Genomic DNA, 21,428 nt, shown 5'->3' with positions numbered 1-21,428 from the left:
GAGCGGAGTCGAAACCGGCTCCAGACCATGTTTCGACTCCGCTTCGCTTCGCTCAACCATCGCAAGGAGACTTTCCATGACTGAGACCACCACTGGTCGCACCGCCACAGAGCGCCACACCGCCCTGTATGACAGGCACGCCGAGCTCGGCGCGTCGTTCACCGACTTCGGCGGCTGGCAGATGCCGCTCAAGTACGGCTCGGAGCTCGCCGAGCACCGCGCCGTCCGTGAGACGGCGGGCCTGTTCGACCTCTCCCACATGGGCGAGGTCTGGGCCACCGGCCCCGGCGCCGGCGCGTTCCTCGACTACGCGCTCGTGGGCAAGCTGTCCGCGATCGCGGTCGGCAAGGCCAAGTACTCCCTCATCTGCGCCGAGGACGGCGGGATCATCGACGATCTCATCGTCTACCGTGTCGCGGAGAACGACTTCCTCGTGGTGCCCAACGCCGGCAACGCGCTGACCGTCGCCGCCGAGCTCGAGGACCGCCTCGCCGCGTTCTCGGCCTCGTCCGACGCCGGGAAGGTCGCCCTCCGCAACGCCTCCGACGAGACGTCGCTCGTCGCGGTCCAGGGCCCGAACGCCGAGGCGATCGTGCTCGCCGTCGTGCGCGCCCAGGACGCCGAGGCCGTCACGGGCCTCAAGTACTACGCGGCCGTCGAGGTCGAGGTGGAGCTCGAGCAGGGCACCATCCCTGTCCTCCTGGCCCGCACCGGCTACACCGGCGAGGACGGCTTCGAGCTGTTCGTCGGCAACGGCAGCGCCGCCGCCCTCTGGGACGCACTCAAGGCCGCGGGCGAGGGCCACGGCCTGATCCCGTGCGGCCTCGCCGCGCGCGACTCCCTGCGCCTCGAGGCCGGCATGCCCCTCTACGGCAACGAGCTCTCCCGGGAGCGCTCGCCCTTCGCGGCGGGCCTGGGCGGCGTCGTCGCCCTCAAGAGCAAGGAGGGCGACTTCGTCGGCCGCTCCGCGCTCGAGGCCAAGAAGGCCGCCGGCGAGGGCACCACGAGCGGCCAGTGCCTCGTCGGCCTGAAGGGACTCGGCCGGCGCGCCGCCCGCGGCCACTACCCGATCCTCAAGGACGGCGCCCAGGTCGGCGAGGTGACGTCGGGCCAGCCCAGCCCCACCCTCGGCTACCCGGTCGCGCTCGCGTACGTCGACGTGGAGCTCTCCGCTCCCGGCACGAAGCTCGACGCCGACCTGCGCGGCAAGGCCGAGCCCTTCGAGGTCGTCGAGCTCCCGTTCTACAAGCGCCAGAAGTAGCGCTCCACGCTTTCCCTTCAGAGAAGAAAAGGAAGACCACTATGAGCAAGGTCCAGACCGGCCTCCGTTACTCCGAAGAGCACGAGTGGCTCGACACCGACGGCGGCGCCGCCGCCAAGGTCGGCGTCTCCCAGGTCGCCGCTGACGCGCTGGGCGACGTCGTCTACCTCGACCTGCCGGAGGCCGGCAGCGAGGTCACCGCGGGCGCCACCTGCGGCGAGATCGAGTCGACGAAGAGCGTCTCCGACCTCTACTCGCCGGTCTCCGGCACGGTCGTCGAGGTCAACCAGGAGGCCATCGACAACCCGGCCCTGGTCAACGAGGACCCGTACGGCGCCGGCTGGCTCTTCACCGTCCAGGTCTCCGAGGAGGGCCCGCTCATGTCGGCCGAGGAGTACGCGGAGAAGAACGGCGGCGAGCTGTGAGCGCCCCCGTGCAGGGCGCAGCGCAGTTCGAGCAGGTCCGCTCGGAGTCGCTCGACGCCGACCTGGCCGCGCTCGACCCGGAGGTCGCCGCGAGCATCAACGCCGAGGCAGCCCGCCAGCGCGGCGGCCTCGAGATGATCGCCTCCGAGAACCACACCGCTGTGGCCGTCATGCAGGCGCAGGGCTCGGTCCTGACCAACAAGTACGCCGAGGGCTACCCAGGCAAGCGCTACTACGGCGGCTGCGAGCACGTCGACGTCATCGAGACGCTCGCGCTCGAGCGCGTCAAGGCCCTCTTCGGCGCCGAGTACGCCAACGTGCAGCCGCATTCCGGCGCTCAGGCGAACGCCTCGGTCATGCACGCCCTCATCAAGCCGGGCGACACGATCATGGGCCTGAACCTGGCCCACGGCGGCCACCTCACCCACGGCATGCGGATCAACTTCTCCGGCAAGCTCTACAACGTCATCCCGTACCAGGTCCGCGAGGACGACCACCGGATCGACATGGCCGAGGTCGAGCGCCTTGCCCAGGAGCACCGGCCGCAGCTCATCGTGGCCGGCTGGTCCGCCTACGCGCGCCAGCTCGACTTCGCCGAGTTCCGCCGGATCGCCGACTCCGTGGGCGCCTACCTCATGGTGGACATGGCCCACTTCGCCGGCCTCGTGGCCGCGGGCCTGCACCCGAGCCCCGTCCCGCACGCCCACGTGGTCACGTCGACGACGCACAAGACCCTCGCGGGCCCGCGCGGCGGCATCATCCTGACGAACGACCCGGACATCGCCAAGAAGGTCAACTCCGCGGTGTTCCCCGGCCAGCAGGGCGGCCCGCTCGAGCACGTCGTGGCCGGCAAGGCCGTGGCGTTCAAGATCGCCGGCTCGCCGGAGTTCAAGGAGCGCATGGAGCGTGTCCTGGCCGGTGCGAAGATCCTCGCCGAGCGGCTCACGCAGGATGATGTCAAGGCCGCCGGCATCGGCGTCGTCTCGGGTGGCACCGACGTCCACCTCGTCCTCGTCGACCTCCGCAACGCCGCCCTCGACGGGCAGCAGGCCGAGGACCTCCTCGCGGCGATCGACATCACGGTGAACCGCAACGCCGTCCCGTTCGACCCACGGCCGCCGATGGTCACCTCGGGCCTGCGGATCGGCACGCCGGCGCTCGCGACCCGCGGCTTCGGCGAGGCGGCGTTCCGCGAGGTTGCCGACATCATCGCCGAGGCCCTCATCGCCGGGCCCGAGGGTGACCTGTCCGGCCTCAAGGCCCGCGTCGAGGCCCTCGCCGCGGCGCACCCGCTCTACCCGGGGGTCTCCGACCTGGCGTGACCCCCCTGCGTGGGCCCGGCCATCCCGGGCCCACGCACCCCGAACTCTTTCAGGAAGGATCCCCGACATGGCCGTCGGCGTCTTCGAACTGTTCTCCGTGGGCATCGGCCCCTCCAGCTCCCACACCGTGGGTCCCATGCGCGCGGGCGCCGTCTTCGCACGCGAGCTGCACGAGAAGGGCATCCTCGATCGCGTCGCCTCGCTGCGCGTCGACCTCTACGGCTCGCTCGCCGCGACGGGCCACGGCCACGGGACCTTCACGGCCGTGCTCCTGGGCCTCGAGGGCTTCGAGCCGGAGGAGATCCTCCCGCACCAGGTCGAGGAGCGTCTCGCCGCGATCGACGAGACGGGCAAGCTCAACCTCGCGGGCGGGGCGCTCCTCGAGTACGGGGTGAAGGACATGGTCCTGCACCCGCTCACGGTCCTGCCCCGGCACACCAACGGCATGAAGTTCCAGGTGTTCGGCGCGGACGACGCCGAGGGGTCGCCTGAGCTGCTCCACGAGGCCACGTTCTTCTCCGTGGGCGGCGGCTTCATCGTGCGCGAGGGCGAGGAGGACTCCGCGCAGAAGGAGCTCGACGAGTCCAAGAAGGAGCTCCCCTTCCCGTTCCGCACCGCTGCCGAGCTGCTGGGGCGCTGCTCCTCGAAGGGCCTCTCGATCAGCGACATCATGCTCGTCAACGAGAAGGCCTCCCGGTCCGAGGACGAGATCCGCGACGGGCTCCTCCACATCTGGGCTGTCATGGAGGGCTGCGTCGAGTCGAGCCTCAAGCGCGAGGGGCTCCTTCCCGGCGGACTGAAGGTGCGCCGTCGGGCGCCTGACTGGCACGAGCGGCTGCTGAAGGAGGACAAGGACCGCGATCCCAAGTACTGGCAGGAGTGGGTCAACCTCATCGCCCTCGCGGTGAACGAGGAGAATGCCTCCGGCGGCCGCGTCGTGACCGCGCCGACCAACGGCGCGGCCGGGATCATCCCCGCCGTCCTCTACTACGCGCTCAACTATGCCCCCGGCATGGACAAGGCCACGCAGGAGGACAAGGACGACGTGGTCGTGAAGTTCCTCCTGGCCGCCGGCGCCGTCGGTGTCCTGTACAAGGAGCAGGCCTCCATCTCCGGCGCGGAGGTGGGCTGCCAGGGCGAGGTGGGCTCGGCGTCGTCCATGGCCGCCGCCGGTCTGGCCGAGGTGATGGGCGGAACCCCCGCCCAGGTCGAGAACGCGGCCGAGATCGCCATGGAGCACAACCTCGGCCTCACGTGCGACCCGATCGGCGGGCTCGTCCAGGTGCCCTGCATCGAGCGCAACGCGATCGCCGCCGCCAAGGCCATCAACGCCGCCAAGATGGCGCTCTGGGGCGACGGCACGCACCGCGTCTCGCTCGACGAGGTCATCGTGACCATGCGTGAGACGGGCAGGGACATGAGCCACAAGTACAAGGAGACCGCCATGGGCGGCCTCGCGGTGAACGTGGTGGAGTGCTAGGGGCCCAGCGGCTGAGAGCGTGCCGGGCCCCTGGGGGCGGCGCTCCTACCTGTGCTGGCCCTCGGCGATCTCCTCGAGCATCTTGCTGCAGAAGGCCTCGAGGTCGCCGGGGTTGCGGGAGGTCGTGAGGCCGTGGTCTGTCACGACCTCCTGGTCGACCCACTGCGCGCCCGCATTGGTGAGGTCGGTCTCGAGGGACGCGTAGGAGGTCATCGTCCGGCCCTTCACCACGCCCGCCTCGATGAGGACCCACGGGCCGTGGCAGATCGCGGAGATGGGCTTGCCGGCCTCGGCGAAGGACTTCACGAACGGGACGCCCTCCTTCTCGAGGCGCATCCTGTCCGCGTTCACGGTTCCACCGGGGAGCACGAGCGCGTCGTAGTCGTCCGGGTTGGCCCCGGAGAGCGGGACGTCGACAGGGAAGGAATCCCCGTGGTCCCAGTCGCCCTTCATCGCGGTGATCGTTCCGGATTCAGGGGAGACCAGGACCGGCTGGCCGCCCGCCTGCTCGACGGCCTTCCACGGCTCGGTGAGCTCGGCCTGCTCCACGCCGTTGGTCAGGAGGAACGCGATCTTCTTGCCGGTGATGTCATGTGCCATGCCTACCGGTTGCCCGATCCGCCGGGAGCGCAAACCGGCCCCGAGGGGAGGGCAGCAGCGCGGACTGACTAGACTGGCAGAGGCCCGCAGCCAGACCGAAGGGATCCCGCTTCCGTGACCAGCCACACTGTCACCTTCACCGCCCGCTTCGCGAACGACACCGAGATCGAGAACTGGGACAAGCACGTCACGGCCAACCCCAATGGCGGCAACCTGCTCCAGTCGGCGGCGTTCGCGGCCGTCAAGAGGAACTTCGGGTGGGACGTCCGGCACCTCGTGCTGGAGCCGCGCGGCAGCCACGGGGGAGAGGCCGGCGAGCATGAAGCACAGCCGAGCTACAACCTCGTGCTGGAGAAGTCCGTCCCCCTGCTGGGCCGCTTCTGGTACCTCATCAAGGGCCCGGACGTCGCGGCCGCCGAGCAGGTCCCCGCGGCCCTCGCCGCCGTGAAGGAGTTCGTGCTCCGGGAGCGCCTCGGCGTGTTCGCCGTCAAGATCGAGCCGGACATCGTCGACTCCGACTCCTCCCGCGCGCTCCTGGCCGGGGCCGGCCTCGTCAAGGTCCCCAACCTGCAGCCCAACGACTCGACGGCGATCCTCGACATCAGCACCGAGCCCCGCCTCATCCTCAAGAGCCTCCACTCCCGCGGCCGAAACGCCGTCCGCCGCGCCGAGCGCGAGGGGGTCGAGGTGGTCGAGGCGGAGCCCACGCTCGAGAACTACCGCACCATGCACGCGCTCATGACCGGGACGCTGAACTCCAAGTCGCGCACCGGCGTGCAGGTGCGCAGCTTCGACTACTACCGCCAGTTCTGGACCGAATTCACCCAGCGCGGCCAGGGGCGGCTCTACTTCGTCTACGAGAACGGCCGGCCCTCCGTCGGAGCCTTCGTCATCAACTACGGCCGCAAGGGCACGTACAAGGACGGCGGCTCGCTGCAGAAGCGGACCCAGTACGGCGACTCCCACCTCGTGCAGTGGACCGCGATCAACCGCGTCAAGGAGCTCGGCTGCACCGAGTACGACTTCTGCGGCACGCCCCCGGCGGACCGCCTGAAGGACACCTCCCACCCGTTCCACGGCCTGGGCCTGTTCAAGACCTCGTTCACCAAGACCGTGACTGACTTCGTGGGCTGCTGGGACTTCGTCATCGACCCGCTGCGCTACAGGGCATGGACGACGGCGGGCGAGCGGATCGCGCGCCAGCTCTATACGCGCCGCACGGGCCAGCAGTTCTACTGATCCACGAAAGGGTCCCGGGGGAGGGATACGCATGGCGGAGTCCGAACGCGCGGAGGGGCCCGGCGGGGACATCCCCGCCGGCGTGATTCCGCAGATCACACCCATCGCCTTCACCGACGCGCCTGCGGCGGCATCGGACAGCTCGGCGACCACTGCCGCCGGGGAACGCACGACGGCGGGCGGCCACGCGCCGTCGTCCGTCCCGCCCGCGCAGCACGCACCCACGCCGGCACCGGTCGCCCCGGTGGCCGTCACGCCGACGCCGGTCGCGCCCCCGGCAGCCGCTCCCGCGGTCGCACCGCCGCCCGCGGCGCCGGGGAACCCGGCCACCCAGCCGATCAGCGCCTCGCAGGTCCGCGCCAACGCCGCCGCGAAGCGCGTCCTCGCGCGGTTCATGCGGGGCGAGAACCCGCCCACGGCTCCGATGAGCATCGTGGACCGGCTTGCCGGCAGCCCGTACGAGAACCTCGCGATCCCATCCGGGCCCGACGAGTCTGCCCGGCGGACCCTCGACTTCGCACTCCTGCTGGCCGAGACGATGTTCCGCTACGGGGCAGGCGCCCTCGAAGTCGAGACCTCCATGATCGCTTCGACGGCCGCCCTCGGGCTCCGGCACATCGAGGTGGACATCACGAACCAGTCCGTGGCGATCAACTTCGCGCCGCAGGACGGGACGCCGATCACGCTCATGCGCGTGGTCCGCTCGTGGACGAGCAACTACGCGGGCCTCGTGCTCGTGCACCAGCTCGTCACCGAGATCGCCGCGGGCGGCGTCGGCCGCGACGAGGCGATGCGCCGGCTCCAGAGCATCTCGCGGCGCGCCAAGCCGTTCCCCAAATGGTCGGTGACCTTCGCGTTCGGCGTCTTCGCGGCGGCGTTCGTGGGAGTGATCGGCGGGGGCCAGCTCGCGTCCCTCATCGCCTTCGGCTCCAACCTGCTGATCTCGGTGGTGGCGCGGGTGATGGGCCGGTGGAGGATCCCGGACTTCTTCGTCACGCTCGCGAGCTCGTTCGTGGTGACGATGGTCGCGCTGCTGATGTTCGCCGCGCAGCTGCCGATCGCGCCGGCCATCGTTGTGGTGGGCGGCATCCTCCTGCTCCTGCCGACCGCCCGGCTCGTCTCCGCGACGCAGGACGCCATCAACGGCTTCCCCGTGACGGCCGCCGGCCGGTACCTCTCGGCGTTCCTCACGTTCGCCGCGCTCGTGGCCGGGATCGCCGTCGCCACGGCCGTGGGGGAGCTGCTAGGGATCGAGCGGATCGACGTCACCGAGACGTTCCCGCCCGCCTACCCGTACATCGTCCAGGTGCTGCTCATCGGGGCCGCCGTCGCCTCGATCGCCATCACCGAGCAGACCTCCCGGAGGCTCGTGCTGCCGACGGCTGCCGTCGGCGTCGTGGGGTACCTCGCCCTGACCGGGGTGGGGCTCCTCGGGGTCGGGGACAGGATCGCGCCCGCAGTGAGCGCCGTCGTCATGGGGTTCCTCGCGCGGATCGTGGCCCTCCGGCTCGGCGCGCCGCAGCTCGTGGTCGCGGTCCCGGCGGCGCTCATCCTCCTGCCCGGGCTGACGATCTTCCGCTCCATGTACATCGCGACGGTCGACGCCGAGCAGATCACCACGGGCGCCGGGGGCATGCTCACGGCGATGGCCATCATCCTGGGGGCGGCGGCCGGCGTCGTGCTCGGAGACAACCTCGCGCGGCCGTTCACCCGTGGTGGGGCCTCCCTCGAGCGGCGCCGCCGCTCCCGCCGGAGGTGACCCCCGGGAGGTGACCCCCAGAGTTACCCCGTGGGTGTGCCCCCGGGACGCCGGTTCAGATCTGGCCGATGGGGAGCTTCTTCTCCGCCTGGAACTGGTCCTCCGCTCGGCCCAGGGCCCAGTAGCCGGAGAGGGACAGTCGTTCGCGCGGCACCTCGCGCTGCTTGAACACGGCGCGGAGCTCCTTCATGGCCCCCCGCTCGCCATGGGCGAACACGTGGGGGATGCCCTCCGGCCACGTCGACTCGGCGACGGCCTCGGCGAGCACCAGGGTCTCGCCCGCGGGGAAGCCCTCGCGGGAGAGCCAACGGACATCGATCCCGGAGGGCGCGCGCAGCTCGATGACGTCGTCTCCGCTGCCGACTTCGAGGAACGCGATCCCGGTCGCGTCCGCCGGGAGGGCCTCGAGGGCCGCCCCGATCGCGGGAAGCGCGGACTCGTCTCCGGCGAAGAGGTACCACGGCGCGTCCGGGGCCGGGGAGTAGGCGCCACCGGGGCCGGTGCACACGAGCCGGTCGCCCGGCTGCGCGTTTGCGGCCCACGGCCCGGCGAGGCCCTCGTCGCCATGGACCACGAAGTCGATCGCGACCTCTCTGGCCGCAGGGTCGAACCAGCGCACCGTGTAGGTGCGGGACACGGGCCACTGCGCGCGCGGGAGGGACTCCTTGAGCGCCTGCAGGTCCACGGGCCCGTCCGGCCAGCGGCCCCCGGGCAGCGCCGTCGGGAAGGCGATCTTCACGTACTTGTCGGTGAAGCCGTTGTCCACGAAGGCGTCGAACCCGGGCCCGCCCACCACGACCCGGACCATGTGGGGGGTCAGCTGTTCGGTGCGCGCGACCACGAGGTCGAGCGTGGGCCGGGCCCTCTTCGCGGGGGCGGCGGCGGGTCCCTGCGGCGCTGGGCTCTCGGCGGGCGAAGTCATGCGCCCCAGACTACCGGGTGGCCCGCGCCGGCCCGGCTCCCGTGACGCGGGGCCTGGGTCAGGCCCAGCGGACGGGAGCGGCGCCCTGCTGGGCCAGGAGCTCGTTCGCCCTGCTGAACGGGCGCGAGCCGAAGAAGCCCCGCGACGCGCTCAGCGGCGAGGGGTGCGCCGAGGCGATGGTCGGCGTCGCTCCCAGGAGAGGCGCGACCGACTGCGCGTCCCTGCCCCACAGGATCGCCACGAGCGGTGCGCCGCGGGCGACGACCGCCCGCACCGCCGCGTCGGTGACCTCCTCCCAGCCGAGCCGGCGGTGCGACCCGGCCGCGCCGGCGCGCACCGACAGGACCCGGTTGAGCAGCAGGACGCCCTCCTCGGCCCACGGGGACAGGTCGCCGTCACTGGGGGCAGGCACGCCGAGGTCGGCGGCCAGCTCCCGGTAGATGTTGGCGAGGCTGCGGGGGAGGGGCCGGACGTGCGCGTCGCATGCGAAGGAGAGGCCGATGGCGTGGCCGGGCGTGGGGTACGGGTCCTGGCCGATAACGATCACCTTCACCTCGTGCAGCGGGCGGGCGAAGGCCCGCAGGAGGCGCGCGGGGGCTGGGAGGATGACGGCGCCGTCGTGCGCCTGGCGGGCCAGGGCGGAGAGCGCGGCGCGCAGCGTCGGCTCGCAGGGAGCGAGGGCCACCGCCCACTCGGGGTGCACGAGCTCGGCGAGCGGGGCGGCCGCCATCCGCTCGAACTCGCGGGCGGCCTCCTCGGACGACGCCGCGGGGTCGGCGGCGGGGGACCCGCCCGCTGCGGGGGCCGGCAGGTCGAAGAGGGGTTCGGCGTCCATCATCCACGCCAGTGTGCCAGAGGGAGCTCGGCGGCGCCCGGGAGACTACGCTCTGGGCGCAGCGCCGGGCGCGCCGGAATGACACTCCTGTAGTTCCCTCTTAAACTGGAACCCATGTCGGCAGCAGCGCACCAGACCCATGTCAGGGCCCAGGATCTCGAGCGGGCGGCGGCAGGCCGCCCCGTGGAGGGGCTCAGCGAGCGGGACGTGAAGATGCTGGCCCTCGAGCGCGGGTGGTGGAAGTACGCGGGCGCCAAGGAACAGGCCATCCGCGACCTCTTCGACCTCTCCGCCACGCACTACTACCAGCAGCTCAACACCCTCATCGACACCGAGGCCGCCCTGGCCCACGATCCGATGCTCGTGAAGAGGTTGCGTAGACTGAGGACGTCGCGGCAGCGCGCGCGCACCGCCCGCCGGCTCGGTGGGGGCGCCTGACGCTGCCCGCTGTCCCCAGCAGGCCACCGACAAGGACCCTGACCCAGGCATGAGAACGTACCCCCGCGACGAATTCGATGCAGTACCCGAGTCTCCCCGCAGGCAGGGCGTGCACAGGACGCGGGAGGGGGAGGAGCCGCAGCGGCGGTCGGGCCTCGGGTGGATCCTCGCCGCAGGCATCCTCGCCCTCGTGATCGGGGCGGTGGCCTTCTTCCTGCTCCCGCGCCTCGGGATCAGCGGCTCCGAATCCGCCGTGGCGTCGGCGCCGTCGACCTCGCAGGCCGCCCCCGAGGGCTCCCAGCCCGCGGCCTCCGCGCCTGCCCCGGCGCCGACTTCAGCGGCGCCCACCCCCACGCCTACCGAGAGCGCCAACAAGGCCCTCGAGGTGGGCGTGTACAACGCGACCGGCACGGCCGGGCTCGGCAACCGCGTCGCGACCACCGCTCGCACGGCCGGCTGGACGGTCACGGACGTGGGCAACTGGGCCGGCGCCCCCGTCAACTCGTCCGTGGTGTACTACCGCTCCGCGGCCGACGCCGGGTCCGCGAAGGCCCTGGCGGCGGACCTCGGGATCCAGACCGTGCTCGAGGCGCCGGCGCTCGGGCTGCCGCTGGCCGCCGTGGTGGGCCCCGGGTACGCCGGGTGAGGTGCCGCGGCACCGCACTGCCACGGCTTGCTGCCGTGGCCACCGCCGGCCTCGCGTCTCTTGCCCTTGCGGCCTGCGGCCCCAGCGGCGACGCGCGCACCGCCCAGCCGGCGCCATCCGGCGACGGCGTCCTGAGGCTCGGCCTCATCCTGGACTCCGCCGGCCAGTCCGCCTACCTGAACGACGCCCAGCGCGCCGCCGTCGTGCTCGCGGTGCAGCAGGCGAATGCCGCCGGCGGGTTCAAGGGGAAGCCGGTCGAGCTGCTGGACGCAGCCGTCGGCGAGGACGCGGGCAGTGGAGCGAAGCGCCTCGCGGAGGCCGGCGCCGACGTCGTCATCGGGCCCACGGATTCGAGCCGCGCGCCCGCCGCCATCGACGCGCTCGCCGCCGCAAAGGTCCCTCTCATCTCCCCGGCGGCAGCCGCTGCCAGCCTGAGCGACTACCGGAGCGGCGGCTTCTTCTTCCGCACCGCCGCGCCCGAGGGCGCCGAGGGCGCCGCCCTCGTCGAACTCGCCAAGCGCACCGGAGCCCACCGCATTGCGGTGCTGCACGAGGACAGCGCATACGGGAAGGCTGTCGCGGCCGGCGCGGCGGGAGCGGCCTCGGCCGCCGGGCTCGAGGAGTCCGGCAGCGCCGAGTTCGGACGCGGCGACGTCCGGTCCAAGGCCGCGGGAGCGAAGGACGCCGACGCCGTTCTCGTCGTCGCGCGCTCGGACGGCCGGTCGGTGCTCACCCAGCTCGCCGAGGCCGGGATCCCCGGGAGCAGGCTCCTGCTCTCCGACGGGCTCGTGGACCAGTACGGCTCGGCGCTCGCGAACGGCGTGCTCGACGGCGCCCACGCCGCCGTCCCGGGTGCCTTCCCGAGCATCGACTTCCAGACCGCGGTCCTCGAGCATGAGCCCGGCCTGAAGGACATGACTTTCGCGGCCGAGGCCTACGACGCCGCCGCCCTCGCGATCCTCGCTGCCGGTGCGGCCGGCGACGACGCCGGCGCCTCCATCGCCTCCGGACTGACCTCCGTCTCGGGCGGGGAGGCCGCCGGGCAGGGGCCGGGCCAGGCCGCCGGACGCGAGAAGTGCTCGGGCCTGGCCGCATGCCTCGCGGCGCAGGGCCGCGGGACCGCGGTGGACTACGAGGGGGAGTCCGGGCCCATCGACTTCGACGGGCACGGGGACGTCACCACTGGCCGGTTCATGGTGCTCGCCTTCCATGCGGACAACCTGCCCGCGCACGACGGCGAGGTGACCGTCGCGCGGTAGCCGCGCGCGCCGTCGTGCGCTGGCCGCGAACACGCCGGCGCGGGAGCGTCCGGGACGGGCTGTGCGCTTGCACTCGGGTGGGTCGAGTGCTAAACATTGACCTAGCACTCCCACGCTCTGACTGCTAACGCTGTCAGGCGCGGGGGACAGGAACACCTCGCTGGGGTGAGGCCTCCGCGGTCCGTCCATACGGGCCCGGGAGCCGGCCGTCGCGGGCGCTTCAGCAGGGTGGCCCACCGACAGACACGTCCCGAAAGGACCGAAGCCGTCATGGCCAAGATCATTGCATTCGACGAGGAGGCCCGTCGCGGCCTCGAGCGCGGCCTCAACCAGCTGGCCGACGCCGTCAAGGTGACCCTCGGCCCGCGTGGCCGCAACGTCGTCCTCGAGAAGAAGTGGGGCGCCCCCACGATCACGAACGACGGTGTCTCCATCGCCAAGGAGATCGAGCTCGACGACCCGTACGAGAAGATCGGCGCGGAGCTCGTCAAGGAGGTCGCCAAGAAGACCGACGACGTCGCCGGCGACGGAACCACCACCGCCACCGTGCTCGCCCAGGCGCTCGTGCGCGAGGGCCTCCGCAACGTCGCCGCCGGCGCCGACCCGCTCTCGCTCAAGCGCGGCATCGAGAAGGCCGTCGCGGCCGTCACCGAGGAGCTCCTCTCCTCCGCGAAGGAGATCGAGACCAAGGAGGAGATCGCCGCCACCGCGTCCATCTCCGCCGGCGACACCCAGATCGGCGAGCTCATCTCCGAGGCCCTCGACAAGGTGGGCAAGGAGGGTGTCATCACCGTCGAGGAGTCCAACACCTTCGGCCTCGAGCTCGAGCTCACCGAGGGCATGCGCTTCGACAAGGGCTACATCTCGGCCTACTTCGTCACGGACGCCGAGCGTCAGGAGACGGTCCTCGAGGACCCGTACATCCTCATCGTGAACTCCAAGATCTCCTCGGTGAAGGACCTCGTCGCGGTCCTCGAGAAGGTCATGCAGACCAACAAGCCGCTCCTCATCATCGCCGAGGACGTCGAGGGCGAGGCCCTGGCCACGCTCATCGTCAACAAGATCCGCGGCACCTTCAAGTCCGTCGCCGTCAAGGCCCCGGGCTTCGGCGACCGCCGCAAGGCCATGCTGACCGACATCGCCATCCTCACCGGCGGCCAGGTCATCGCGGAGGAGGTCGGCCTCAAGCTCGAGAACGCCACGGTCGAGCTGCTCGGCAAGGCCCGCAAGGTCGTCGTGACCAAGGACGAGACCACGATCGTCGAGGGTGCCGGCGACGCCGACCAGATCGCCGGCCGCGTGTCCCAGATCCGCGCCGAGATCGAGAACTCCGACTCGGACTACGACCGCGAGAAGCTCCAGGAGCGCCTCGCCAAGCTCGCCGGCGGCGTGGCCGTCATCAAGGCTGGCGCGGCCACCGAGGTCGAGCTCAAGGAGCGCAAGCACCGCATCGAGGACGCCGTCCGCAATGCGAAGGCTGCCGTCGAGGAGGGCATCGTCGCCGGTGGTGGCGTGGCCCTCATCCAGGCCGGCGCCAAGGCCTTCGCGAACCTCCAGCTCGAGGGCGACGAGGCCACCGGTGCCAACATCGTCAAGGTCGCCATCGACGCCCCGCTGAAGCAGATCGCCTTCAACGCGGGCCTTGAGCCGGGCGTCGTCGTGGACAAGGTCCGCGGCCTGCCCGCCGGCCACGGCCTCAACGCCGCCACCGGCGTCTACGAGGACCTCCTGGCCGCCGGCGTCAACGACCCGGTCAAGGTCACCCGCTCGGCGCTGCAGAACGCCGCGTCGATCGCCGGCCTGTTCCTCACCACGGAGGCCGTCGTCGCCGACAAGCCCGAGAAGGCCGCTCCGGCCGGCCCGGGTGCCGACGACATGGGCGGCATGGGCGGCTTCTAAGCCCCCCGTCTCGGGTACGGACAATCCGCGTATCTGACGTTTCGGGTACGCGGAGTGTCCGCCCGGCCACCCCACGCACGACGGCGGGGTCCCCACTTCTGTGGGGACCCCGCCGTCCGCGTTTCTGTCTCGGGTACGCGCGGTGCGTGCCTAGGAGCAGCCGTCGCCAGCGGGATTGACGTTGCAGTCGTCGGCGTAGCGTTTGACCTCCGAGCGCCAGATGCTCAGCGTGCGCGGGAGCGAGGGGACCTCGGCTGTGCCGACGATCGCCTGGAACGGGCCGCCGTTGACCGAGTATTCGCCGGTGAAGATCGTTGTAAGTCCGACGGCGACGGTGCCGGTAGCTGCGTAGGCGTGGCTAGTGACGGTCTTCTCGCCCCAGCGGCTCTCCGGGATGGGGCCACCCGGCGCTGTGGTGGTGAGGGCTGCGCCGTCGCCGTACGTCCACCGGTATTCTGCCGGACGGGCCCTGATGACGAAGCCATGGCCTGCGAGGGTGAGATTGAACGTCTGATCCTTGGCATCGGCGTAGATGTTGGTCTCAGCGCCCTTGAGCGTGTGCCGGCCGGGCTGGGACCCGATGGCCGCGGCGGCCAAAGGCAGCTCGCGGAACTCCTTCTGGGTGAAGGCAGGAATCGCAGCCGGTCCCTGCACCGGCACCGGCTGGTCCGGGAACTGGCATGTCGGGGCGCCCGACTTCGCATAGCGGGTGGGCGTTGTCCCCGGAACGGGCACCATGAGCTGCATCAGCTCACCATCTCCGCCGCAGCGATCCTGCTGAGGAAGGCACTTCGTGGCCACCTCGTTCGGGTCAGTCAGACACGCTCGGTCCCAGTAGGGTTGGGGGGCTTGAGGGCCCTCCACCATGCCAGCTGACCTTACTGACTCGCTCGAGCGCTCATCTCGACGAGAAAGCGCGCTAGACGTCTCATTGTCAGCTTCGGCGATGATGCTCCCACCACTGGCCCCGGCTCTGGTAGGGGGGCCGGTTGGATCAGGTGCCGGACGTTCCAGAGAAGCAGCGCGTGCCATCGTTATCGACGTCGGCGCCAAGAGACTAAGAGTGAGAGCTGTCGCGAGAACGGATGGACGAAATCGGCGCCCCATCATTTCTTTGCACCTTTCGGGGTGCCTAGGTCGAACATTCGCCATGCTCCCTCAGTGAACTCGCCGCGTGCGACTAACCCCTTCAATGGGCTGGGAGAAGTAGTTGCGAGTGGCCCGGTGGGTGCGTAATCAACGTAGGGCGCTTGGGTAAGCGAGAGGTATGCGAGCCAGATTGAGTCAATATCTGGAGACGCGTCGACAGAAATTTCTGAAGCCTGAAGCCTTCCCCCGACCAGCCAAGACTGGACACTGATAGTGCTGGCGTCCTTGGTTATCGTGTTGCACATATTGCAACCCGGGTCTGCCACCGCGAGGGCCGGCTTCGTGTCCCCGGTCTGGTAGGCGTAGTCCAGAAGGTCGATGTAGTGCCGGACGAAGGCTTCGAATCCCTCCCGCGTGTTCTGCTTCGCAGCTTCCGGCAGTGCAGGGACCGGAACGTTGCGTGCCGGTGCGGTGGAGCTTGCCGGCGTCGGCCGAGGGTCAGCTGTTGCGGCCTCTGAAGAGGGCCCTCCGGTCGGGCTCGGTCCGGCTGTTGCGCCGCCTCCGCAGCCTGAGACGAGTAGCGAACCGCTGAGAAGCAGCGCGGGCAGGGCATAACGAAGTGCGCGATGGTGCGCCATGGACATTCCCCCGAAGTCGTTGGTCGGCCGCCACACGGGCGACCGGTGCGATGGGGCCAGTCTATAGGCCTATGACACCGCCCGTCGCAAGTTATCCACAGGGTTAATCAGAGGCGTCTTTGGCGTACCCGAGATTCCCGAGCGGAAAGTTTGCCGTACCCGAAAGGTGGGTGGGAGGGGAATAGCTGTACCCGAAACCAGGGTGGGGAGGGCGGGGAGGGGAAGGGGCTCAGGATTCTGGGGTGCCCTGATGGAAGCGGAGGCGCCACCGGTCGTCGCTGCGCTGCCAGAGGGAGCTCCTCAGAGTCGCCCCCGCCGCCCCGACGGCGCGGTAGAGCACCTGGATCGCGTCCTCCGAAATGGGGGACGCGTCGATGAGCTCAAACCGGACCTGCAGGTCCGGCGCATCGACCAGTTCCTCGATCAGCTCCTCTCGGCCCCAGATCCGGCCAGACGAGCCGATCTCCCGATATTCCGGGTGGAGGAGGTAGGCGAGCTGGCCGTAGTCGGCCCGGACCTCCGGGTTGAGCAGTTCCTGCTCGAGTTCTACGACTGCGGTGACGTCACGGTCGTCCCCGCGGTCGGCCGGTTCGTCGTCGGGGCCGGCGAAGAGCTCGGGCTGGTCGATGGTCGGAGCCGCGGAGGCCGTAGCCTCCGGGCGGCGTGCAGCGGCAAACCCCGGCCCCTCAGCCGGTTCCGCTCCCGACTGGTAGGCGAGGGCAACGGCCCGCGCGCGCCCGTCGGCGGCCTCGTTCAGCTCGTGCCCGGCGTGGCCCCGCACCCACTCGAAGGTGTACTTCCGCCCGACCAGCTCGGCGTCGATCTGCCGCAGGAGGTCGACGTTGAGCACAGGCTTCCCGTCGGCCTTCTTCCAGCCGCGCCGCTTCCACCCCGGAATCCACTTCGTCACGCAGTTGATGACGTACTGGCTGTCGCACAGGACGTGGAGCGGCTCGTCCGGGACGTGGGCCGTGGACCGGAACAGGTCTAGGACGGCCATGAGCTCGCCCTGGTTGTTTGTCCCGTGCGGCCAGCCGCCCGCGTGCCAGCGCTCCTCGTCGATGTACCAGGCCCAGCCGGCCGGGCCGGGGTTGCCGAGGGCGGAGCCGTCGGCGGCGGCGGTGATGGTCATGGCCTCCATCCTGCCAGACACGGCCGACAGCCCGGGCGGCCCGTCCCCAGCTGTGGAGCGGGCCGCCGCGGAGGCAGGATCAGCCGGCGAAGCGCCGCGCGTTGTCGGTCTCGATGGTGCCGTAGGCCGACCCGGCGCTGCGCAGCGCCGCGCCGATCTGGCCGAGGGACGTCTCGACCTGCGCCTGGGTGCGCGCCCAGTCCCCGGCCAGGATCTGGAAGCTGTTCGACGCCTGGCCCTCCCAGCTCCCACGGAGGGCCTCGAGGTTGTTCCGCAGGGCCTGGACCTCCGCCCTCACCCGCTCCGAGGTCGCCAGCACCGTCTGGGCGCTCGAGTCGATCGCCTCGGTGTCCACCTTCATGATCGCCATCTCACTCCGCCTTCCGTCAGGATCCGCGGCCCTCGCCGCGCCTACCCTGCCGAGCCTAGGAAGGCCTGCCACGGGAGAGCAGCCCAAGGGACTCCTATGTGGACAGATGGGGCGAGCCCGGGCCTGTGGAGGACCAGTGGGAGGCGCGCTATGCGCCCCGGCTGCCACCCGCCGTCGTGCGCGGCGCCGTCCCGGGGCTGCCGCCCTCCTCGCGCGCGCCGCCGGCGGTGGACGTCGGCGGCTCGGCGGGGCGGTCGGGCACGACGACGTACGGCAGTTCGACCACGAACGTGGCACCGCCGCCGGGGGTGTCCTGATGCCGCACGGAACCGCCGTGCGAGGCCACGATGGCGGCGACGATCGCGAGCCCGAGGCCGGTCCCGCCGGTGTCGCGCGCCCTCGAGGTGTCGGCCCGGTAGAACCTCTCGAAGATCTTCGCGGCGTCCTTCTCGGCGATCCCGGGCCCGTGGTCCCTCAGCTCGACGGCGGCGACGTACCGGCCGCCGGTCGCACGTGTGCCGACGGCGATCTCGAGCGGCGAGCCGCCCGGTGTGTACCGGAGGGCATTCCCCACGAGGTTCCCGATGACCTGGCGGAGCCGTGCCTCGTCGCCCAGCGTCGGGGCGGCAGCCGGCCTCGCGCCGTCCTCGAGCCCCACGAGCCGGATCGCGCGCTGGCGGGCGGAGGCCTGTGCGTCCACGACGGCGTCGTGCGCGAGAGGCAGGAGGTCTACCGGGCGGAGCTGGAGCGGGCGCTGCTCGTCGAGGCGGGCGAGGGTGAGGAGGTCCTCGACCATGGTCCCCATGCGCTTCGCCTCGCTCTCGATGCGGCCCATCGCGGTGGCCACGTCCTCCTCCTTGGCGAGGGCCCCATGGCGGTAGAGCTCGGAGAAGCCGCGGATGGTCACGAGGGGCGTGCGCAACTCGTGGGAGGCGTCGGAGATGAAGCGGCGCATCCGGGCCTCGGAGGCCATCCGCGCCTGGAAGGCCACCTCGATGTGGGACAGCATCGCGTTCAGCGACGAGGAGAGCCGCCCCAGCTCGGTGCCGGGCGCCTCCTCGTCGACACGCTGCGAGAGGTCCCCCGCGGCGATCGCGGCCGCCGTCTTCTCGACCCGCCGTAGCGGCCGGAAGGCCCGGGTCACCGTCCAGGTAGCGATCACGAACGCCGTCGCAAGCGTGATGATCCCGACCCCCGCAGTGAGCGAGAGCGTGTGCGCCACGGCCTGGTCGACGCTGGTCAGCGGCAGGCCGATGATCATCGCCGCGGGCTGGTTGGTCTCGATGATCCGCACGGGGATTGCCGTGTAGCGCCAGTCGATGGAACGGTCGGTGCCGCGCGTCTGCAGCACCTGCCCCGACTTCTGGATGGCTGCGGCGTCCGCGACGCTCATCGCGGGCACGTCGGGCCGCCCCTCGGTGTTCTCAGGCTGGATGTACGTCTGCGGAGACCCGCCCTCAGGGTAGAGCACGAGGATGTAGTCCTGCGGGATGAGGGGGTTGACCTCGGTCAGGAGCTGGATGTTCTGGTTGTCCCGCGCGAACCCGGAGGCGGTAGCGAGCTTGAGGTCCAGCTGGCCGATCAGGTAGGTCTTCAGCTGCGTGACGGTGGCCGCGGCCGTGAAGAAGATGGCGCTCGTGAGCAGTACCATCATGATCGCGACGAGCTGCGTGCGCAGCGACGTCCTCTTCCACACGGCCAGCACAGTCAGCGCTTCTCCGCCGTCCGCAGCACGTACCCCACTCCACGCTTGGTCTGGATGAGGCTCGGCCCGTTCGCGTCGACCTTGCGGCGCAGGTAGGAGATGTACGACTCCACGATGGAGGCGTCGCCGTTGAAGTCGTACTCCCACACGTGGTCCAGGATCTGGGACTTGGACAGCACCCGGTTCGGGTTGAGCATCAGGTAGCGCAGGAGCTTGAACTCGGTGGGGGAGAGGTCGATCGTGACACCGCCGCGGCGCACCTCGTGGGCGTCGTCGTCGAGCTCGAGGTCGTCGACGCGGAGCACGGCGTCGTCGTCCAGCAGCGGCTGGGTGCGGCGGAGGACGGCCCGGATGCGCGCGACGACCTCGTCGAGGCTGAACGGCTTGGTGACGTAGTCGTCGCCGCCGACGGTGAGCCCCTGGACCTTGTCCTCCGTCTCGTCCTTGGCGGTGAGGAACAGGACGGGCACGTGGCGCCCGGCCGCGCGGAGTTTCCGTGTGACGGTGAAACCGTCCATGTCCGGGAGCATGACGTCCAGCACGACGAGGTCCGGAGCCTGCTCCTCCGCCGCGGTGAGCGCCTCCCGGCCGTTGCCGGCGGCGATGACCTCGAAGCCAGCGAAGCGCAGGGAGGTGGACAGGAGCTCGCGGATGTTCGGCTCGTCGTCGACAACGAGCAGCTTCGCCTCGGGTTCGGTCTTCTTCACGCTTCCCATGGTGCGTTCAGTTTCTGAGAATTTTCTGGATGCCCGCTGTGTGCTGATTGCGACTGGCCTAGGCGGCAGGTGCCGGCGGCGCCGGCGCTGCCGAGTTCGGCTCGGCGGGCGACGGCGCCTGGCTGAGGGCGGCGATCTCCTCGAGGGCGGCGCGCATCGCCGTGTACCGCTCGGCGCCGATCGACGCGCTCCATGCCGCCTCGATCTCGGCGACGGCGGCGAGGGCGTTCGACGCGATGCGGCGTCCCGCGGGCGTGCGGCGGACGATCTTGGCCCGGGAATCGGCGGGGTCGGCGAGGATCTCGACGAGCCCCTGCTCCTCGAGCGCGGCCGCGAACTGCCCCGCCCCGGCCTTGCTCATGCTGGCTCGGGCCGCCATGTCGCCCACCCTCACGCCGTCGTCCGGAACGAGGGTCAGGTAGCGCAGCTGCGACGACCTCAGTCCGCTGCGGTCCCTCGCGTAGAGCTCGGCGCGGAAGGCTTCGAAGACCGCCCCCAGGAGATTCGCGATGTTCTCGGCCATCCCCCTAGTGTAGGGGAAAGTAAACGTGCTTTACTTTCGGCATGGACGCCTCCCAGGAGGCTCAGGCGGCGAAGTTGGGCCGGGCACAGATCGACCTCGATGAGCTCGCGGCCATAGCGGCCCGCGCGGCGGGGACGCACGACGGCGCGCGGCAGATTGAGCGGCTGACGGTCGAGCCCGTGCCGGGCGAGGTCTACAACATGACCACCGAATGCCTCAACCGAGTCAGCGGGACCGTCGACGGACTCCCGTTCTCCCTCATCGTCAAGGTCTGCCGCAGCCCGCTCTACTGGTCCGGCATCGCACAGGTCCCCGAGGCTCTCCGGGCGTATCTCGCCAAGGTGATCAACTGGCGGACTGAGCTCGACGCCTATAACGGCCAGTTGGCCGCGACCCTCCCGGAGGGCATGGCCATGCCCGTCATCTATCTGGTCCGCGAACTGCCCGGGGAGTACGCCGCGATCTGGATGCAGGACGTCCTCGACGGTCCCGAGCCGTGGGAGGAGGCCCGTTTCGCCCGCGCCGCCTACCTCCTGGGCCGCTTCGCCGGCAGCCCCGACGTGCAGCGCCCACCGGAGCGGCCGCTCCGGTTCTTCTACGAGGGCGCGGCGCGGCACGTGTTCATCCCACGGCTCCTCAGCCGGGAGCCGGAGGACAACCCGGTCATCGCCCAGGCCGCCGACCCGGCGCTCCTGGCGGACCTGCGCGCCTTCGCACTCCGCGCCGAAGACTACCTCGCCGAACTCGAGGCCCTGCCGCGGCTCCGCGCGCATGGGGACGCCAGCCCGCAGAACCTCTTCGCGTCGGACGGCTCGATGACGGCCATCGACTGGGGCTCCTACTCGCTCCAGCCGGTGGGCTTCGACCTCGGCCAGCTGCTCGCGGGGCGCATCAACAGCGGCGAGCTCGGACCCGATGCCCTCCCGGCACTGGCTCCTCTCGTCCAGGACGAGTACGCCCGCGGGCTGGAGGATGCGGGCGCGAGGATCCCGCGCGCCGTCGTGCGCCGCGGCCACGTGCTCTCGATGGCGATCTTCAACTGCCTCTCCGCGCTCTCGCCGCGCGAGCTGGCCGACGGCGACTCGCCCGCCCTGCGCGAGCGCCTGCGCACGCGCGCGGGGATGGCCCGGTTCCTCCTCGACGCGGTGCGCGAGACCGCGTAGGCCGCGG

Annotated in this window: 21 protein-coding genes; 11 read left to right on the top strand and 10 right to left on the bottom strand. The window is 70.9% G+C overall.

Features of this window, described 5'->3' with window-relative positions:
* The first annotated feature begins 76 nt into the window (after positions 1-76).
* The 4 genes from gcvT (at position 77) to ACQ5BE_RS11795 (ending at position 4,488) form a co-directional block, all read left to right on the top strand.
* Positions 77-1,261: a glycine cleavage system aminomethyltransferase GcvT gene (gene gcvT, locus ACQ5BE_RS11810; protein WP_430297199.1), complete on the top strand. Its 1,185-nt coding sequence runs from the start codon at positions 77-79 to the stop codon at positions 1,259-1,261.
* Positions 1,262-1,302: 41 nt separating this feature from the next.
* Complete coding sequence (gene gcvH, locus ACQ5BE_RS11805) at positions 1,303-1,686, top strand: glycine cleavage system protein GcvH (protein ID WP_208711690.1); 384 nt, start codon at positions 1,303-1,305, stop codon at positions 1,684-1,686.
* The gene (gene glyA, locus ACQ5BE_RS11800) at positions 1,683-3,008 is read left to right on the top strand and encodes a serine hydroxymethyltransferase (protein WP_413250002.1); all 1,326 of its coding nucleotides are present in this window, start codon (positions 1,683-1,685) and stop codon (positions 3,006-3,008) included. The genes gcvH and glyA overlap by 4 nt, the downstream gene beginning before the upstream one ends.
* Positions 3,009-3,075: 67 nt before the next feature.
* Entirely contained in the window at positions 3,076-4,488 is a 1,413-nt protein-coding gene (locus tag ACQ5BE_RS11795; RefSeq protein ID WP_430297198.1) for an L-serine ammonia-lyase, read from the top strand.
* A gap of 45 nt (positions 4,489-4,533) precedes the next feature.
* Here the strand turns inward: ACQ5BE_RS11795 and ACQ5BE_RS11790 are convergent, their stop codons facing one another.
* Positions 4,534-5,088 (bottom strand): type 1 glutamine amidotransferase domain-containing protein, encoded by a 555-nt coding sequence (locus ACQ5BE_RS11790; RefSeq protein ID WP_430297197.1) that lies wholly within the window; start codon positions 5,086-5,088, stop codon positions 4,534-4,536.
* Positions 5,089-5,202: 114 nt separating this feature from the next.
* Between ACQ5BE_RS11790 and ACQ5BE_RS11785 the strand changes: the two genes are divergently transcribed.
* Together ACQ5BE_RS11785 and ACQ5BE_RS11780 are read left to right on the top strand one after the other, a co-directional pair.
* Positions 5,203-6,327 carry a lipid II:glycine glycyltransferase FemX gene (locus ACQ5BE_RS11785; protein WP_430297196.1) on the top strand — a complete coding sequence of 375 codons (1,125 nt, stop codon included), beginning with the start codon at positions 5,203-5,205 and terminating at the stop codon, positions 6,325-6,327.
* Positions 6,328-6,358: 31 nt separating this feature from the next.
* Positions 6,359-8,086 (top strand): threonine/serine ThrE exporter family protein, encoded by a 1,728-nt coding sequence (locus ACQ5BE_RS11780; protein WP_430297195.1) that lies wholly within the window; start codon positions 6,359-6,361, stop codon positions 8,084-8,086.
* 55 nt (positions 8,087-8,141) lie between these two features.
* Here ACQ5BE_RS11780 and ACQ5BE_RS11775 read toward each other — a convergent pair whose 3' ends face one another.
* Both ACQ5BE_RS11775 and ACQ5BE_RS11770 read right to left on the bottom strand, forming a co-directional pair.
* A complete protein-coding gene (locus ACQ5BE_RS11775; RefSeq protein WP_430297194.1) occupies positions 8,142-9,008 on the bottom strand; it encodes a siderophore-interacting protein in 867 nt (288 codons plus the stop codon).
* A gap of 58 nt (positions 9,009-9,066) precedes the next feature.
* A complete protein-coding gene (locus ACQ5BE_RS11770; protein ID WP_430297193.1) occupies positions 9,067-9,846 on the bottom strand; it encodes a uracil-DNA glycosylase in 780 nt (259 codons plus the stop codon).
* 210 nt (positions 9,847-10,056) lie between these two features.
* On the opposite strand from ACQ5BE_RS11770, the gene ACQ5BE_RS11765 reads away from it, so the two are divergent.
* From ACQ5BE_RS11765 to groL, 4 genes are all read left to right on the top strand, one after another.
* Entirely contained in the window at positions 10,057-10,281 is a 225-nt protein-coding gene (locus ACQ5BE_RS11765) for a DUF3263 domain-containing protein (RefSeq protein WP_369802316.1), read from the top strand.
* A gap of 49 nt (positions 10,282-10,330) precedes the next feature.
* The gene (locus ACQ5BE_RS11760; protein WP_430297192.1) at positions 10,331-10,927 is read left to right on the top strand and encodes a LytR C-terminal domain-containing protein; all 597 of its coding nucleotides are present in this window, start codon (positions 10,331-10,333) and stop codon (positions 10,925-10,927) included.
* Between the two features lie 35 nt (positions 10,928-10,962).
* Positions 10,963-12,186, top strand: a complete 1,224-nt coding sequence (locus ACQ5BE_RS11755) for an ABC transporter substrate-binding protein (protein ID WP_430297191.1) — start codon at positions 10,963-10,965, stop codon at positions 12,184-12,186.
* 270 nt (positions 12,187-12,456) lie between these two features.
* On the top strand, positions 12,457-14,085 hold the full coding sequence (gene groL, locus ACQ5BE_RS11750; RefSeq protein ID WP_413250010.1) for a chaperonin GroEL: 1,629 nt from the start codon (positions 12,457-12,459) through the stop codon (positions 14,083-14,085).
* Positions 14,086-14,235: 150 nt separating this feature from the next.
* Here the strand turns inward: groL and ACQ5BE_RS11745 are convergent, their stop codons facing one another.
* The 7 genes from ACQ5BE_RS11745 to ACQ5BE_RS11715 form a co-directional block, all read right to left on the bottom strand.
* A complete protein-coding gene (locus ACQ5BE_RS11745) occupies positions 14,236-14,832 on the bottom strand; it encodes a hypothetical protein (RefSeq protein ID WP_430297190.1) in 597 nt (198 codons plus the stop codon).
* 359 nt (positions 14,833-15,191) lie between these two features.
* Entirely contained in the window at positions 15,192-15,812 is a 621-nt protein-coding gene (locus ACQ5BE_RS11740) for a DUF6318 family protein (RefSeq protein WP_430297189.1), read from the bottom strand.
* A gap of 229 nt (positions 15,813-16,041) precedes the next feature.
* Positions 16,042-16,944, bottom strand: coding sequence for an RNase H family protein (locus ACQ5BE_RS11735; RefSeq protein ID WP_430297188.1), 903 nt, complete (start codon positions 16,942-16,944; stop codon positions 16,042-16,044).
* A gap of 79 nt (positions 16,945-17,023) precedes the next feature.
* A complete protein-coding gene (locus tag ACQ5BE_RS11730) occupies positions 17,024-17,314 on the bottom strand; it encodes a WXG100 family type VII secretion target (RefSeq protein ID WP_430297187.1) in 291 nt (96 codons plus the stop codon).
* 148 nt (positions 17,315-17,462) lie between these two features.
* Complete coding sequence (locus tag ACQ5BE_RS11725) at positions 17,463-19,010, bottom strand: sensor histidine kinase (protein WP_430297186.1); 1,548 nt, start codon at positions 19,008-19,010, stop codon at positions 17,463-17,465.
* Between the two features lie 11 nt (positions 19,011-19,021).
* Positions 19,022-19,735 carry a response regulator transcription factor gene (locus tag ACQ5BE_RS11720; protein ID WP_208711704.1) on the bottom strand — a complete coding sequence of 238 codons (714 nt, stop codon included), beginning with the start codon at positions 19,733-19,735 and terminating at the stop codon, positions 19,022-19,024.
* A 58-nt stretch (positions 19,736-19,793) separates the two neighbouring features.
* Positions 19,794-20,258: a MarR family winged helix-turn-helix transcriptional regulator gene (locus tag ACQ5BE_RS11715; protein ID WP_430297185.1), complete on the bottom strand. Its 465-nt coding sequence runs from the start codon at positions 20,256-20,258 to the stop codon at positions 19,794-19,796.
* Between the two features lie 41 nt (positions 20,259-20,299).
* Between ACQ5BE_RS11715 and ACQ5BE_RS11710 the strand changes: the two genes are divergently transcribed.
* Entirely contained in the window at positions 20,300-21,421 is a 1,122-nt protein-coding gene (locus ACQ5BE_RS11710; RefSeq protein WP_430297184.1) for a hypothetical protein, read from the top strand.
* Positions 21,422-21,428 lie beyond the last annotated feature (7 nt).

The organism is Sinomonas sp. B1-1, assembly GCF_050474465.1.
Classification (GTDB): Bacteria; Actinomycetota; Actinomycetes; order Actinomycetales; family Micrococcaceae; genus Sinomonas; species Sinomonas flava.
The sequence above is the reverse complement of the archived record's forward strand: the minus strand, read 5'-3'. Positions and strand labels throughout refer to the sequence as shown.

Bases quoted from the DNA above. Each gene is read 5' to 3' on its own strand.
- ACQ5BE_RS11710 (WP_430297184.1), top strand. From the start codon at position 20,300: ATGGACGCCTCCCAGGAGGCTCAGGCGGCGAAGTTGGGCCGGGCACAG.
- ACQ5BE_RS11760 (WP_430297192.1), top strand. From the start codon at position 10,331: ATGAGAACGTACCCCCGCGACGAATTCGATGCAGTACCCGAGTCTCCC.
- ACQ5BE_RS11715 (WP_430297185.1), bottom strand. From the start codon at position 20,258: ATGGCCGAGAACATCGCGAATCTCCTGGGGGCGGTCTTCGAAGCCTTC.
- ACQ5BE_RS11730 (WP_430297187.1), bottom strand. From the start codon at position 17,314: ATGGCGATCATGAAGGTGGACACCGAGGCGATCGACTCGAGCGCCCAG.
- ACQ5BE_RS11790 (WP_430297197.1), bottom strand. From the start codon at position 5,088: ATGGCACATGACATCACCGGCAAGAAGATCGCGTTCCTCCTGACCAAC.
- ACQ5BE_RS11745 (WP_430297190.1), bottom strand. From the start codon at position 14,832: ATGCAGCTCATGGTGCCCGTTCCGGGGACAACGCCCACCCGCTATGCG.
- ACQ5BE_RS11770 (WP_430297193.1), bottom strand. From the start codon at position 9,846: ATGATGGACGCCGAACCCCTCTTCGACCTGCCGGCCCCCGCAGCGGGC.
- gcvH (WP_208711690.1), top strand. From the start codon at position 1,303: ATGAGCAAGGTCCAGACCGGCCTCCGTTACTCCGAAGAGCACGAGTGG.
- ACQ5BE_RS11775 (WP_430297194.1), bottom strand. From the start codon at position 9,008: ATGACTTCGCCCGCCGAGAGCCCAGCGCCGCAGGGACCCGCCGCCGCC.
- groL (WP_413250010.1), top strand. From the start codon at position 12,457: ATGGCCAAGATCATTGCATTCGACGAGGAGGCCCGTCGCGGCCTCGAG.
- ACQ5BE_RS11740 (WP_430297189.1), bottom strand. From the start codon at position 15,812: ATGGCGCACCATCGCGCACTTCGTTATGCCCTGCCCGCGCTGCTTCTC.
- ACQ5BE_RS11720 (WP_208711704.1), bottom strand. From the start codon at position 19,735: ATGGGAAGCGTGAAGAAGACCGAACCCGAGGCGAAGCTGCTCGTTGTC.
- ACQ5BE_RS11735 (WP_430297188.1), bottom strand. From the start codon at position 16,944: ATGACCATCACCGCCGCCGCCGACGGCTCCGCCCTCGGCAACCCCGGC.
- ACQ5BE_RS11795 (WP_430297198.1), top strand. From the start codon at position 3,076: ATGGCCGTCGGCGTCTTCGAACTGTTCTCCGTGGGCATCGGCCCCTCC.
- ACQ5BE_RS11765 (WP_369802316.1), top strand. From the start codon at position 10,057: ATGCTGGCCCTCGAGCGCGGGTGGTGGAAGTACGCGGGCGCCAAGGAA.
- ACQ5BE_RS11780 (WP_430297195.1), top strand. From the start codon at position 6,359: ATGGCGGAGTCCGAACGCGCGGAGGGGCCCGGCGGGGACATCCCCGCC.
- gcvT (WP_430297199.1), top strand. From the start codon at position 77: ATGACTGAGACCACCACTGGTCGCACCGCCACAGAGCGCCACACCGCC.